Consider the following 14,109-nt stretch of genomic DNA (forward strand, 5'->3'; position numbering starts at 1 on the left):
ACCTCTGGAGTATGGAATAAGAATCGAAATACGGTAGGTTTACTGGTTCAGATCGCTCGGTGTTAACACATTACCGGAGAGAAAACCGTAGGTGTTGTTCAGTGATTTCTGACGGCCGCTCTGGTCAATCAGGTCGCGAAGCTCACTCAGACGGCTGTTAAGCAGCCCTTTAATCTCATTTTCATTGGCGAGAATCAGATCAAGCAGCGCCTTAGCTTCTTCCTGACTTCTTTGGCTTGACTGCGCAATTGGGTTGCTGGCAATCGACTCTACCAGTTGAACATATTTAACCTCATGATCAATCAGCTCATCCCACCTTCCGCTATGGGCAAGGTCAAGCATGGTTTGACTGAGGGCGAGCAGGGCACGCCATCCATTGAGGGATGAGATGAAATCATTCATCAGATAGCATCCTGAAATGTAGGGGAAGTAGGGCCGATTTGCTTCCATGCATCCGCGATGTTTGCAAGTAATCTTTCGACTTCGGCGATGGCCTCTACGTCATTACGCAAATTAGCGTGTAGGAGACGCCTGACCATGTAATCGTAAAGATTCGCGAGGTTAGCGGGCAAATCTCCTCCGACATCCATATTCAGGCCGGCTTTCAGGCCATTATCAATAATGTTAATGGCTTTTGAGAGCGCCTCGCCTTTTTGCGGTATTTGTTCCTGTTCAAGAAACAAGCGTGCACGAACCAGGGCACTGAGTGCCCCATCGAACAACATCACCACGAGCTGGTGTGGACTGGCACTCATAACGGCGCTTTCCAGACCGACCTGTTGATAGGCTTGTACACCAGAACTCTTGTACATACAAAATCCTTAGCTTTTGTTGAATTGCTGCGCCAGATAGTTCCCCATGTTTGTCATCGAGTTAACAAGGCTTGCCAGAGAAGTAAACTGTGCCTTGTAACGCGCCATGGTTTCGTCGATGCTGTCACTCATCGCCTGTTTACGATCGGCCACGGTTTTCAATGTTGAGGTCAGGCCATCCTGCGCATTTTTAATCACGCCAGCGTTAATGGAGCTGGTGCTCAGCATATTGTTCAGTTTGGTATCCAGCTGTGTCGCAAACCCTGTCGTTTTCCCGTCGCCTACAAAGTAGTTAATAACGCCCTGCGGGTTGTCGGATAACGCTTTGGTTAATTGGGTATCATTGACTTTTAGCTGGCTGGAGCCATCCGGGGCCAGTACGGGATCCTGGGTAATGCCCAACTGCGCCATAATGCTGTAATCGCCGCCCTGTACCTGGGTCAGCATGCTACGGATATCAGCCTGAATACCGCGTACGGTACTGTCCCCGACGAGTGCGCCGTTGTTTGGATCCTGGGCGGAACCTGGGTCAACTTTTACATATTTGGTCACGGTAGCAATCGTTGACTGAAGGGTGTTATAGGCTTTAACCCAGTCATTAATCACTTTCTTGCTGGCATCGCTGGTACGCGCCACGCTCAGCGTTTCATCGGCCGTGCTCTTCGCCTTAAGGTTCAACGTTACGCCCGGCATGGCATCAGAGATGGTGTTGCTCTGACGCTCAATCATGACGCCGTTCACTTTCACCTGAGCATTTTGCGAAGCCGTTTGCTCTGTTAAAGCCCCGGTCTTGCTCGTTGAGTTGTACCCAATCACGCCCTGGAGCTGGTCATCACCGGTGACGGTGATGGTCATATCTGACTGTGTGCCGGTGCTCTTGGAAGCAATCATCAGGCGATAGTCGCCGTCGTTAGCTTTAACCACGGATGCCGAGACGTTTCCGCCCGCGGCGTTAATTGCTTTTGCAATACCGTTTAATGAGGTATCGCCGTCGGCAAGCGTCACGCTCAGTGGCTTAGTGGTGCCAGGCTGAGTAATCGTTATCGTACGTGTACCGCCGGTGGTCGCACCCTGCTGCGCAGTGTTGCTGCTGACGCTGCCGGTTGAGAGCACCTGAGCCTTCGCCATCTGCTGTACGTTAATTGTATAGTCAGCAAGGATAGCGTCACTGGTCGTGGTCGCGCTAAAAGCGGTATTGGTACTGGTGACGGAGGTAGACACCAGAGAACCCTTCGCTGTTAACGCGGCGGTAGCCGTTTCCAGTCCGGAAATCGCGGTTTTCAACTGACCAAAGGCGCTAAACTGGGCTTGATAAGTCTTTGTTTGTGTATCAAAGATGGTTAATTTTGTTTGTTCAGCCGTGTAAAGCTTATCGTAAGTATCCTGGAGGTTCAGGCTGGTACCTGCCCCGAGGCTTGAAATCGATGCCATTGATGTCTTCCTTTAAGTCGCTGGTAGTTTCATTCACTTATCGGCTGACTCAATGAAAAGTTTACAGCCGGGGAAAAAAAATAATCAGCCGAATAGCAGGCAGTGGATCGGCCTTATATGACGATTGTCGGAAAAGACGGTGACATTAATAGCGTGGTCGATGGCGTAAAGGGAGGCAAAGATATATTTTCTCAAATGCGCTAAGCCGCGTTTAAAAGTGTAGGAAAGGTTAAGTTTAGCGCGGGTTGTAAATTTAATTTCTTTATAATTCAGTCATTTGATTTTTTTTTATCATTAATTCTAAAGTTGGCACAGAGGGCGTCGATAACCTTGTTGACGGTGAGAGACGCCGTGAGTGTTAGGCACCGAACCTAAACCCAATTTTTAAGGAATTAATACTATGTCCGTAATCAATACTAACCTGCTGTCCCTGACTACTCAGAACAACCTGAGCAAAGCTCAGTCTTCCCTGGGTACCGCTATCGAGCGTCTGTCTTCCGGTATGCGTATCAACAGCGCGAAAGACGATGCTGCTGGTCAGGCGATTGCCAACCGTATGACTTCCCAGGTTAAGGGTATGACTCAGGCGGCTCGTAACGCTAACGACGGTATCTCTCTGGTTCAGACCGCTGAAGGTAACCTGAACGAGATCAACACCAACTTACAGCGTATCCGTGAACTGTCCCTGCAGGCCGCGAACGACACCAACGGCACCACTGACCTGGCATCCGTACAGACTGAAATCACCCAGCGTCTGTCTGAAATCGACCGCATCGCAGGCGGCGCTTCTTTCAACGGCAAAAACCTGCTGAACGGTTCCGTAACTACTGGCTTGAACATTCAGGTTGGCGCTAACACCACCTCTAACGATACCATCGTTATCGGCAGCGACTCTCTGATCAACGCATCTTCCGGTAGCCTGAGCACTGGTCTGAGCACCGCTATTACCGACCACTCTAGCGCGCAGGCTGTTGTTTCTGCTGCTGATGCTGCTATCGCGAAAATCGATACTGCACGTTCTAACATGGGTGCGATTCAGAACCGTTTCGAATCTACCATCAACAACCTGAACAACTCCATCACCAACCTGTCTGCTGCTCAGTCCCGTATCCAGGACGCTGACTACGCGACCGAAGTATCCAACATGAGCCGCGCGCAGATCCTGCAGCAGGCTGGTACTTCTGTACTGTCTCAGGCAAACCAGGTTCCACAGGCGATGCTGTCCCTGCTGCGTTAATTTCGCAGACCGCTACAAGAAAGGTTGCTGGAAACAGCAGCCTTTTTTTGTTTTTGCCAAAAGGGGAGGCGCAGGGCGTTTTTAATATGAAGGTTAAGCCGTTAATTTCGGTTTTGTTCAGCGCATTATGCTTACTGGGCGGGTGCTAGCATCAGACAATCACCCGTCTGGCAAAATATTGCAACCTAAAGGACAGTTATGAATAGTTTCTCCCGCACTCGGGCAATGCATCAATATTACCGCGATCTGTTTACCCGGGCGATTCACCTGCCGGAAGCCGATGCTTTACCTGCGTGGCTGGTGACCGAAGTCCTTAATTTTGCCAATCCTGATTTTGCTGCCCTCGACGATAAATTAAACCAGGCACAGACGGGGTTGAATCTCGAGCAAGACAGAGCGTTAAAGCTGATGATGGGGGCGATTATTCTGTCAAATGTGGCGCTCTGCGGCCCATCTGGAGAAAAGTCGCAGGCGGTTGACGCGGAGAATGTTGAGAAAATCACGCAATGTATCGTTGAAGCGCTTAAGCTTGACGGGAATAAAAATTATCTGGTTGCCGCCGTTCAGATCCTGTTCCGCATTAATGAAATAAACTCCGCCGTTTTCCTTATTTCCAATAATCTTTCCGAGCTCAGTGAGTCACCCGTTGCGCTAAAAATTCTCTTGCTCATCTGCCTGATGGAAGAAGATTTTAATCAGGCCTATGTCATTATTCAGCAGCTCACTGAGAACATGGCGCTTATCGGGGAAGATCCTATGGCGCTGCTGATGGTTGTCACGGCTATCTACAAGCTGGGAGGCCGCCCGGATTCCTTTATCGATTTTAGCCCGTTAGACGTGCCTGACTGGCAGCCTGACGCTGGCCGTTATAGCTGGTTAATTGAGCCGGTAAATAACAATAAAACTACCGTGCTGGTCGCTTGCTATGGCGCCGGCTTTACCGCTCATGGCCTGCCGCTGCTGCTTTCTCTGTTCGACACCAATCGCGACGAGCTTAACGTTCATTTCCATATTTACAACTCTGATGCTGGACTGGCCCAGCAGATTACGGGGCTTCGCAACGCGATGCCTGAGCTGGCTATTTCGTTAAGCAGCGAGGCAGTGACTCCGGGAACGGCAGCGAATGTGCACTATGCCAGTCGCCGGCTGGTCTTTTTATCTCATGCGCTGGAAAAAATGACCACGCCTGTCCTGCTGCTCGAGGCGAACAGCCTCGTCAGGAAGTCGTGGGCCGGAATGGAAGGGCAGTTAGATGTGAAAGATTTACTGCTGACCTGGGATGAAACCGCGCCGTTCTGGGCGTCGATTCTGGCGGCGTGTCTCTATTGTGAAGGGGGCGAGCTGTCGACGAAATATCTGGCCGCCGTGGCCCGGTTTATCGATCGCAATTTACAGCGCAACAATGCTGAACGGTTTCTCGATCAAGTGGCACTGGCCGCTGTCGAAAATGAGCTTAGCGCACTGGATAAAATGGCAATAGGCCGGGCTCAGCCGCATACGCTGGTGGATGCGGCACACGGCGAGGACGCGTTTAGTTGGATACTGGCTCACTCCGGGGTTGAGAGTGAGGATTACCGTCGATACAAAGCGTCGCTGTTGGAAAAGTACAGCGCGTTAATCGGTTGAGTCTGCATTTATTTCTTCAAAATAATGGATAAGCATAACGTGAGTCAGTATTACCCGGATCATCGTATTTCGCCCGTTGCTATTCAGTCTGCGGCCTGCGTCTACCATCTTTCTACGGTGGAGCCTGCGCACGCTCGCGTGCTGGAAATAGGGTGCGGCGAGGGAGGATGCATTACGGCCCACGCGCTGGCGTACCCGGAAAGCCAGGTGATGGGGATTGATATTGATGAAAGCTTGATTGCCGCAGGGCAGCGCCATATTCAGGCATTAGGGATCAGCAATATGGAGCTGTTCTCCGCCGGACTTGGGGATATTCTCGCCACCGAAGGCGGTCAGTTTGACTACATCGTGATTCGCGGTGTTTTCTCTTTACTCGGCCGCCAGGAGCGAGAGGCACTCTTGCTCTGGTGCCGCCAAAATCTTTCTGCCTCCGGCGTGGTCTGCCTGCACTGGTATCCCTCCACCGGCGAACCTGAGACCACGGCCATTCGCGAGGCGCTTAGCTACCATGCAGCCCGGGGCGCGAATGCCGATCCTGAGTCTCAGGTTAATGCTGCGCGAGGCATGCTGAGCTATCTGGCGATGACGCTACCGGAAGGGACACTTAAAGCCCAGGTTGAAGAGGCTGAGAAAGAGAGCGATCTTGCCCTGACCCTGCGTTATCTCTCTCCGACCATGGCAGCCTTGTCTTTTACTGAGTTTTGCCATCAGGTCAGCGACCTGGGATTGCACTACGCTGGCGATGCCGTGCCTCAGTATGAGCTGCCGCGCGCTTATGGTGAAAAGGTCGCAACGCTACACGCCCTCGTCGCCGGACAGCAGCGCATTGCCGCCCAACAATATCTTGATTTTGCGGTATTGCGAACCGAACGCTTTAGTCTGCTCAGTGCGACCAGAGCCGAAGAACACTTTCCGGCATTGCCTGACAGTTCGCGCCTCGAATCACTTCATTGGGCGGGAAACTTTAGCCGCAAAATGAATGAGAATGGGGCGATATACAACGGCCATATTGGCGGGGATGGGCAGCAATCCAGTAGTGAGAATCCGATCACTTTACGCATTCTGGATCTGCTTGGGGCTGCCTGGCCATTCAGCCTGAGCGTTGAACAGTTGGTCATTAACTGCCGCAAGCCGGAAGACAATACCGACGTGCGCGAGGCAGTGCTGAAAGTGCTGGAAGATCTGTATCTCACTCAGCCGGCGGGACTCTACTGGCGCTGTACTCCAGGCGCGTATGATCGGGCTGAAAATGACACGCTACAGCCCATTTTATCGCTGAAAAACGACGTGCCAGAAGGGAATGCTTCGCAAGTTTATAGAAACCTCTGGGGCGATGAATTTTCTGTCACGCCGGAAGAATGGCGCTATTTGCAACACGGTTTAGCCGGTGTGGATGCCGAGGCGTGGCAGTGTTTTATGTCGCTACGTAAAAAAGGCGCGTTGTCGGGGTCTCCGACTGCCTGGAAAAAGCACTACCAGCTTTTTTTACGTACGGGGAAAACACAATTTTTGCTGCCGCTGTTGAACAATTTGCTGCTGCTGAGTGTTTCCATATCGCGAGGTGGCTTGCTTAGCAAAGATGTTAATGACTTACCCCAGCGTGAATCAGAACACGCGGAAGACACTTACGACCGGATTAACCGTTTAATTCGTGAGAAAAAGATTCAGGATGCGAAAACCTGTGCTGAGAAGCTGCTGAAAGAGAACCCGGAGGATATTGCCGCGCTGCGCTGTTATTCGCGAACGCTTGTGCTGTCCAATCGCTGGGATGAAGCAAAAGAAGTGCTTTGTCGGCTGATGGGACACTATTTCTCCAGTCTGGATATTTATTACGATCTGGCGACAGGGCTACAGAAAACCAACCAACATTATTACGCGATTCTTCTTCTGCAGGGGTTGTTAAGGCTGGAAGATAAAAACGTCAATTTCTGGCATAGCCTTGCGTACTCATATTATCAGCTGGGTGAAATGTCCCTGGCGGAAAAATGCTCTCGTGTTTCGTTGCGCTGCGACGAGGTGAAAGCGATTCACTATGCCACGATGGGGGTGATTCTCAGCGATAGCCAAAAACTTGACGAGGCCGCCTGGTTTCTTAACAAAGCGATAGCGCTGGAACCGAGTAATTTTGATTACTTTACCGCACTGCTGTTTGCAATGACCCACGACCATAAGGTCACGGCAGAGCAGCTTTACCAGAAACATCTGCAATACGGTGAGACGGTAGGAGCATGGGCCGCGGCCTGTCATCTGCAACTGCCTTATCGGGGTATAAAGAATCCTGATAAAAAACTGCGCGTGGGCTTTGTTTCCGGAGATTTACGCAAGCATCCCGTGAGCCACTTCCTGGCGCCGTTCTGGGATGGGCTGGACAGAAATCATTTCGAGCTGGTGGGGTACAGTACCTCTTATGTTCATGATGAGGTCACTGAACATTTTGCAGCCGGTTCCGTGCTATGGCGGCAGGTGGACAAGCTAAGCAACCAGCAGCTTGCCGAACAGGTTTATCATGACGGGATTGATATTCTGTTTGATCTCTCGGGCCACACCTCTGACAACCGTCTGCCGGCGTTTGCGCTTCGCCCCGCACCGGTGCAAATCTCCTGGATTGGCTACCCTGGCACAACCGGTTTGAAAACGATGGATTACCGCATTGTGACCGCGACGCTCGCTGAGCCAGCCGATCTTGAACAGCAGCTGACCGAAAGCATCATGTTTATTGAGATGCGTAAGTTCTTTGAGCCCGATCCGCAAAGCCCTGATATCGAAACTCTCCCGGCGCTTAAAAACGGTTACCTCACTTTCGGCAGCTTTAATCGCCCTAAAAAGATCAACGATGAAGTCCTCAGAGTGTGGGCCTCAATTCTGGCACAGTCTCCGGACGCCAAATTTGTTATCGGTTTTATGAACGATGAAAAAATGGTGGCCGAGATGACGAGGAAACTCGAGCTGCTGGGTATTGCGCCGTCGCGCCTGATATTCAAGAAAAGAGCGCCGCTGCTTGATTATCTGGCTTACCACAATGAAATCGACATTTTACTGGATGCATTTCCCTACTCTGGCGGTACCACCAGTAACCACGCCTGCTGGATGGGCGTGCCAACGCTGACGCTGTGCGGTGCCACGATGGCTGCCCGACAGGGCGTCGATATTATGCGCATTCATGGACTGGAAAACTTTATTGCCTACAGCGAAGAGGATTACATCCAGAAGGCGCTGAGCTGGGGCGACCGGCTCCCTGAACTGAATGAAATACGCATGACAATGCGTGAAAGAATGCCGGCGGAAACCGCGGATGGCTTTAACGTCGCCGGTACATTTGGGCGCGCATTGCGGGAAGCATGGCGAATTTACTGTGCCGGTGAAGCGCACCGTACGTTCACAGTATTGGAATAAGGCGCGGGCCGCGCCAACTGGTTTCACACCGAGGTGTACTATGAAAAATATTTTTGTTACCAGCCCTCTGCTTCCGCCCCTGGAGGAATTTGTTCCTTATCTCGAGCAAATCTGGGGGAACAGGCACCTGACCAACAACGGGCCATTTCATCAGCAGCTTGAGCAGGCGCTGGCCGATTATCTGGGCGTAAAATATCTTTCGCTGTTTTCTAACGGCACGCTGGCGTTGCTGACCGCTTTCCAGACGCTGCGGCTGAGCGGCGAAGTGATAACCACGGCTTACTCATTCGTGGCGACATCGCACAGCCTCTTATGGAATGGCCTGACGCCGGTCTTTGCTGATATTGATCCGCAGACGTTCAATATTAACGCCGACGCGATTGAGGCGCTTATCACCCCACAAACTACGGCCATTATGCCGGTGCACTGTTATGGTATTCCCTGCGACGTGGATAAAATTCAACGTATCGCCGACACCTATGGTCTCAAAGTTATTTACGACGCGGCCCACGCCTTTGGTGTGAAGCAGAACGGCAGCAGCATCCTGAACTGCGGTGATTTGTCTATCCTGAGTTTCCACGCCACCAAAGTGTTTAATACCATCGAAGGCGGGGCGATTATCTGCCCGGATGCCAGAACCAAAAAACGCATTGATTACCTGAAAAACTTCGGTTTTGCCGACGAAACCACGGTAATTGCGCCGGGCATTAACGCGAAAATGAATGAAGTGCAGGCGGCGTTTGGCCTGCTGCAGCTCCAGCATATTGACGGCGCCTTAAGCGCCCGGGCCGACATTTATCAGCGCTACTGTGAAGGTCTGGCCGATATTCCTGGCCTTGAGTTTTATACCCAGAGAAGCGATTACGAGTGGAACCACGCTTACTATCCCGTGCTGATAGATGAACGGTTCCCGGTGAGCCGCGACGCACTTTATGACGCGTTAAAAGAAGAGGGGATTTATACCCGGCGCTATTTCTATCCGCTCATCAGCTCCTTCGCCATGTACCGGCATTTACCGTCCTCCGCCGCGGAGCATCTGCCGGTAGCCAACGACCTGGCTAACAAGGTGCTGTGTTTGCCGATATTCCCGGATCTCGAGGGAGAAGAGCAGCAGCGTATTATTACGGCAGTCAGGCGGATTGCTCAGGGGCAAAGCGTCGCCGCCTGACTGGGTGATTGGCGGGAATAAAAAAGGGCTTTGTCTTGCGACAAGGCCCTTTTTTCTGCTTCGACGGTGTCGTTATAGCTCGGCGATACACATCAAGCGCTCGCTGCGCTCAAGGTAGCGCTGGCCGGACAATTTGAACATGCCGTTAATCAATAGTGGATTATGCAGGCCGTGGCGTATTAGCCAGTCTTCGTGCGTTTTTTTGCCTTTGCCGACCGGGATAATGGTGACTTTGCGGGCGACTTTGCCGAGGATTTCCTGCATCTGTTCGACGGTAAAGAAGCGGATGTTAAACAGCGAGTCGGTCCCTTTTTTCACGTTAAAGTAATCAGCAAATGACTGATTATGGGCGTTATGTACCGTGACGATCATTCTGCCGCGAGTGATACGAGCCTGCTCAAGCGCCATTTTTTGGATATCCTCATCAGCAAATAGCCCCCAAAACCCATTGTGGTAACTGATGTCAAAATGCTTGTCCGGGTACTGCAGCTCGAAGGCATTCATCACGGAAAAACGATCCTGCAGGGAAGGATAAAGCTTTTTCGCAAGACTCACGGATTCCGGCGAAAAGTCTATTCCGTGGCCCTCTGCGCCACGCTTCGTCAACTGGACGATATCGCGAAAGCTACCGGCAGCAATTTCCAGAACCCGCTTTTCACGGCTTTTTCTGACCGCATCAATATAGTAGGCGTGGCGAAGATCGTTTTGGTAATGGTCGAAAATATCCTGCCATTTATGGTCCCAGTCCTCGGCCGTGGTGAGCTTTTCAGGCTCTGTTATTTGGCTCATATCTCTATCCTGTGAATGATTTCTCAGCGACGTAGTGGCGCGTAAAGACGGCGTTTTGTACGGCAACTGCGGGTTGAATAGGCTGGCGGGTGAAACAGTGAAGATGATTGGTAATCATGTCGTAGCCTGCCATGACCGAAAATTCGACCCCGGCGGAGAAGCGGGGGTTGATGTCCATCAGGTAATCCCCGGTGGAATGGCGCATAAATTCAATATTGATGCAGCCGTTCAGGTCGAGCAGGCGGGCAACTTCTGCCGCTTTGGCGAGCAGTGCCTCATCCTGGACAATCTCAACGGTTAATCCGGCGCCGTTCGCGGTGCGCAACAGCTCTTTGCGTGCAACGGCCGCCCATTCGCCGGTCTCGCGCTGCCGGACAATATCAATGACGTGAACATCTCCCGGCAGATACGGCTGGACAATCCAGTCGTTGCCGTTCAGCCGCTGACGTAGCTCAATCAGTTCGGCCTGGGTCTCTACGCGGCGAAGCCCTTCGCTGCTGCGGCCATTCCTCTGTTTAAGGATAACCGGGAAACCAAAGGAAAGCGTTTGGGACTCAGCGAGGGCGACAGTAGGCAGCGAAAGAAACGCCTCGTTATGGGAAAATCGTTGGCTCCAGGTTAGCTTATCCCTGGCAACCGCGATAGATTCTGCTGCCATTAGCGCCAGCATGGCGGACGAACACAGTTCACCCCGGGTATCAGAAAGCGTGTCTACTTCAACATCGGTTAGTGGGATGATGGCGTCAATGCGATGCTGGTCGCAAATAGCATTGATACTTTCGATAAAGGCCAGGCTATTCGTTGCACGCGGAACCTGAACAAAATTGTCGACCAGACGAGAGGCATACACCCATTGCTCGGGGTAGATATCACACCCGATGACGGTGTGGGATGCGCGTTTCAGCGCACTTATCACGGCTGGCGCAGACATTGACCCTATAGCCGTAATTAAAATGTTCATGTAAATGACCTGTCTTGTAATCTGCTTCGCCTGACGGCTGGAGGAAGTTTGCCGCAGAGAAACGACGCGTATATTTATCACTGTATGATAATCCCGCCAGAGATCAGGCCTGGAATAACAGATGATTTTATCCTTTTTTTGCAGGATAGATTCTCCGGCTTAATTTCTCCGGTTTCGCTATAGTATGTGACGTTAATATTTAACAACCAATTGATACTTTTAAGTAAGCCAGAACATGTTTTGCCTTACATTATGGTTAAAATTCCAGGGGTTTATTTCTTCATAACCTCCAAATAACCCCCCATTTCACCCACTATTCATCCGATTAAAACCCCTGCAGAAACGGATAATCATGCCGATAACTCAACTAACGCAGGGCTGTTTATCGTGAATTCACTGTATACCGCTGAAGGTGTAATGGATAAACACTCGCTGTGGCAGCGTTATGTACCGCTTGTGCGTCACGAAGCATTGCGCCTGCAGGTACGTCTGCCGGCGAGTGTGGAGCTCGACGATCTGCTACAGGCAGGCGGCATCGGGTTGTTGAACGCAGTCGAACGTTACGATGCCCTGCAGGGAACGGCATTTACTACCTACGCGGTGCAGCGCATCCGTGGGGCGATGCTTGATGAGTTGCGCAGCCGTGATTGGGTGCCGCGAAGCGTCAGGCGTAACGCTCGCGGTGTGGCACAAGCGATTGGTCAACTGGAGCAAGAGCTGGGGCGTAACGCTACCGAGACGGAAGTCGCGGAGCGGCTGGACATCCCGCTCGAAGAGTATCGCCAGATGTTGCTCGACACCAATAACAGCCAGCTCTTCTCTTATGACGAGTGGCGGGAAGAGCATGGCGATAGCATTGAACTGGTCACCGAGGAACACCAGCAGGCAAACCCGCTACAGCAATTACTGGACAGCAATCTTCGCCAGCGCGTAATGGAAGCCATTGAGGCTTTACCGGAACGCGAACAACTGGTGCTGACGCTTTATTACCAGGAAGAGCTGAATCTGAAAGAGATTGGTGCGGTGCTTGATGTGGGTGAGTCGCGGGTTAGCCAGTTGCATAGCCAGGCGATCAAGCGTTTGCGCACCAAACTGGGTAAGTTGTAGGGAGTGCCGCACAATTATCTGACGACCTGGGAATTATCATGACGGTGCAGCAGTCAAAAAGACGGCCATTAAGCCGCTATCTCAAAGATTTCAAACACACCCAGACACATTGTGCACATTGCAGTAAGCTGCTCGACCGCATCACGCTCACGCGCAGCGGGGTGATTATCAATAAAGCCACCATTGCTCAACTTGATACGCTTATTGATGAGGCCACCTGGCTTATCGAGCAGAAAGAGTGGATGGCGCTGTGTCGTTTTTGCGGTGATTTGCACTGCAAAGAACAAAACAACTACTTCGATATTATTGGCTTCAAACAGTATCTGTTTGAGCAAACCGAAATGAGCCACGGCACGATCCGTGAGTACGTGGTTCGTCTGCGCCGCCTGGGTAACCATCTGAGTGAGCATAAAGTCCCGCTTCCCGGCTCGCTGCAAGGCCTGCTGGACGAGACGCTGGACGCCTGGCTGCCCCGCACCAGCACCAATAATTACCGCATTGCGTTACGCAAATATTGGCAATTCCAGGTGCAGGGACATGCGATCCCGAGTCAGGAAATTAGCGCAACCTCCGATATATACTAAATTTGCATAAGTTGTAGCGGACTGGTTTTGATATATCCTGAAGCCGCCCGCTACACTACAAAAAACGTAAATAATCGGGGTGAACATGAAATTAAAAATGATCGGGCGTCAGGCGCTGATGGGCGTCCTGGCCGTTGCTCTGGTGGCCGGCGCAAGCGTGAAAACCTTCGCGGCAGAAAATCTTCTGAATAAAGTCAAAGAGCGCGGCACGCTGCTGGTGGGGCTGGAAGGCACTTATCCGCCGTTCAGCTTCCAGGGCGATGACGGCAAGCTGACCGGCTTTGAAGTCGAATTTGCCGAGCAACTGGCTCAGCACCTGGGGGTTAAAGCCGCGCTGAAGCCGACCAAATGGGACGGCATGCTGGCGTCTTTAGATTCTAAACGCATTGATGTGGTGATTAATCAGGTCACCATTTCCGACGAACGTAAGAAAAAATACGACTTCTCTACCCCTTACACCATCTCCGGTATTCAGGCACTGGTGAAAAAAGGCAACGAAGGTGGGATTAAAACCGCCGCCGACCTGAAGGGCAAAAAAGTGGGCGTTGGTCTTGGGACTAACTACGAGCAGTGGCTGCGTGAAAACGTACCGGGCGTAGACATCCGTACCTATGATGATGACCCGACCAAATATCAGGATCTGCGCGTGGGCCGTATTGACGCGATTCTGGTCGACCGCCTCGCCGCGCTGGATCTGGTTAAGAAAACCAACAATACGCTGGCGGTAGCGGGCGATGCGTTCTCCCGTCAGGAAGCGGGCGTTGCCGTGCGTAAAGGCAATGAAGATCTGCTGAAAGCCATCGATGCGGCTATCGCCGAAATGCAGAAAGACGGATCTCTGGCTAAGCTGTCCGATAAATGGTTCGGGGCGGACGTCACTAAGTAGCGCGGTATCACAGTGAAAAGGTGCTGATTTCAGCACCTTTTTTTATTGACACCAGAGAAGGAAACCGTCTCTCTGGTGCATAATAAAACTGGATATTGATATCGGCTCAGGAGGC

The 14,109-nt window shown here is 51.7% G+C and carries 12 protein-coding genes; 7 read left to right on the plus strand and 5 right to left on the minus strand.

The features are described 5' to 3' along the window. Window positions 1-39: 39 nt before the first annotated feature. Genes fliT through fliD form a run of 3 tightly spaced genes read right to left on the minus strand, consistent with a single transcriptional unit; the run spans window position 40 to window position 2,243 of the window. Window positions 40-402, minus strand: a complete 363-nt coding sequence (fliT, locus tag A936_RS01240) for a flagella biosynthesis regulatory protein FliT (protein ID WP_008453799.1) — start codon at window positions 400-402, stop codon at window positions 40-42. After that, window positions 402-812 (minus strand): flagellar export chaperone FliS, encoded by a 411-nt coding sequence (gene fliS / locus A936_RS01245; protein WP_008453801.1) that lies wholly within the window; start codon window positions 810-812, stop codon window positions 402-404. The genes fliT and fliS overlap by 1 nt, the downstream gene beginning before the upstream one ends. Window positions 813-821: 9 nt before the next feature. After that, window positions 822-2,243, minus strand: a complete 1,422-nt coding sequence (fliD, locus tag A936_RS01250) for a flagellar filament capping protein FliD (protein ID WP_008453803.1) — start codon at window positions 2,241-2,243, stop codon at window positions 822-824. A gap of 400 nt (window positions 2,244-2,643) precedes the next feature. On the opposite strand from fliD, the gene A936_RS01255 reads away from it, so the two are divergent. The 4 genes from A936_RS01255 to A936_RS01270 all read left to right on the plus strand — a co-directional run bounded on the left by A936_RS01255 (window position 2,644) and on the right by A936_RS01270 (window position 9,667). Beyond that, window positions 2,644-3,480 carry a flagellin N-terminal helical domain-containing protein gene (locus A936_RS01255; RefSeq protein ID WP_008453804.1) on the plus strand — a complete coding sequence of 279 codons (837 nt, stop codon included), beginning with the start codon at window positions 2,644-2,646 and terminating at the stop codon, window positions 3,478-3,480. Window positions 3,481-3,678: 198 nt separating this feature from the next. After that, window positions 3,679-5,106 (plus strand): hypothetical protein, encoded by a 1,428-nt coding sequence (locus A936_RS01260; protein ID WP_008453806.1) that lies wholly within the window; start codon window positions 3,679-3,681, stop codon window positions 5,104-5,106. A gap of 39 nt (window positions 5,107-5,145) precedes the next feature. Next, complete coding sequence (locus A936_RS01265) at window positions 5,146-8,499, plus strand: O-linked N-acetylglucosamine transferase family protein (protein ID WP_008453808.1); 3,354 nt, start codon at window positions 5,146-5,148, stop codon at window positions 8,497-8,499. 40 nt (window positions 8,500-8,539) lie between these two features. Continuing rightward, window positions 8,540-9,667, plus strand: coding sequence for a DegT/DnrJ/EryC1/StrS family aminotransferase (locus A936_RS01270; RefSeq protein ID WP_008453810.1), 1,128 nt, complete (start codon window positions 8,540-8,542; stop codon window positions 9,665-9,667). Between the two features lie 72 nt (window positions 9,668-9,739). Here A936_RS01270 and A936_RS01275 read toward each other — a convergent pair whose 3' ends face one another. Beyond that, window positions 9,740-10,456, minus strand: a complete 717-nt coding sequence (locus A936_RS01275) for a class I SAM-dependent methyltransferase (protein ID WP_008453812.1) — start codon at window positions 10,454-10,456, stop codon at window positions 9,740-9,742. Between the two features lie 4 nt (window positions 10,457-10,460). Beyond that, on the minus strand, window positions 10,461-11,417 hold the full coding sequence (locus A936_RS01280; protein ID WP_034807339.1) for an ATP-grasp domain-containing protein: 957 nt from the start codon (window positions 11,415-11,417) through the stop codon (window positions 10,461-10,463). A 387-nt stretch (window positions 11,418-11,804) separates the two neighbouring features. Here A936_RS01280 and fliA point away from each other — a divergent pair, with 387 nt between their 5' ends. The 3 genes from fliA to tcyJ all read left to right on the plus strand — a co-directional run bounded on the left by fliA (window position 11,805) and on the right by tcyJ (window position 13,994). Further along, window positions 11,805-12,524 carry an RNA polymerase sigma factor FliA gene (fliA, locus tag A936_RS01285; RefSeq protein WP_008453816.1) on the plus strand — a complete coding sequence of 240 codons (720 nt, stop codon included), beginning with the start codon at window positions 11,805-11,807 and terminating at the stop codon, window positions 12,522-12,524. Between the two features lie 38 nt (window positions 12,525-12,562). Beyond that, complete coding sequence (gene fliZ, locus A936_RS01290) at window positions 12,563-13,108, plus strand: flagella biosynthesis regulatory protein FliZ (RefSeq protein ID WP_008453818.1); 546 nt, start codon at window positions 12,563-12,565, stop codon at window positions 13,106-13,108. A gap of 85 nt (window positions 13,109-13,193) precedes the next feature. Continuing rightward, window positions 13,194-13,994: a cystine ABC transporter substrate-binding protein gene (gene tcyJ, locus A936_RS01295; protein ID WP_008453821.1), complete on the plus strand. Its 801-nt coding sequence runs from the start codon at window positions 13,194-13,196 to the stop codon at window positions 13,992-13,994. Window positions 13,995-14,109 lie beyond the last annotated feature (115 nt).

The organism is Enterobacter sp. Ag1, from assembly GCA_000277545.1.
Taxonomy (GTDB): domain Bacteria; phylum Pseudomonadota; class Gammaproteobacteria; order Enterobacterales; family Enterobacteriaceae; genus Cedecea.

Excerpts from the sequence above, each read along its gene's own strand:
- fliT (WP_008453799.1), bottom strand. The coding sequence starts at position 402 with ATGAATGATTTCATCTCATCCCTCAATGGATGGCGTGCCCTGCTCGCC.
- fliS (WP_008453801.1), bottom strand. The coding sequence starts at position 812 with ATGTACAAGAGTTCTGGTGTACAAGCCTATCAACAGGTCGGTCTGGAA.
- fliD (WP_008453803.1), bottom strand. The coding sequence starts at position 2,243 with ATGGCATCGATTTCAAGCCTCGGGGCAGGTACCAGCCTGAACCTCCAG.
- A936_RS01255 (WP_008453804.1), top strand. The coding sequence starts at position 2,644 with ATGTCCGTAATCAATACTAACCTGCTGTCCCTGACTACTCAGAACAAC.
- A936_RS01260 (WP_008453806.1), top strand. The coding sequence starts at position 3,679 with ATGAATAGTTTCTCCCGCACTCGGGCAATGCATCAATATTACCGCGAT.
- A936_RS01270 (WP_008453810.1), top strand. The coding sequence starts at position 8,540 with ATGAAAAATATTTTTGTTACCAGCCCTCTGCTTCCGCCCCTGGAGGAA.
- A936_RS01275 (WP_008453812.1), bottom strand. The coding sequence starts at position 10,456 with ATGAGCCAAATAACAGAGCCTGAAAAGCTCACCACGGCCGAGGACTGG.
- A936_RS01280 (WP_034807339.1), bottom strand. The coding sequence starts at position 11,417 with ATGAACATTTTAATTACGGCTATAGGGTCAATGTCTGCGCCAGCCGTG.
- fliZ (WP_008453818.1), top strand. The coding sequence starts at position 12,563 with ATGACGGTGCAGCAGTCAAAAAGACGGCCATTAAGCCGCTATCTCAAA.
- tcyJ (WP_008453821.1), top strand. The coding sequence starts at position 13,194 with ATGAAATTAAAAATGATCGGGCGTCAGGCGCTGATGGGCGTCCTGGCC.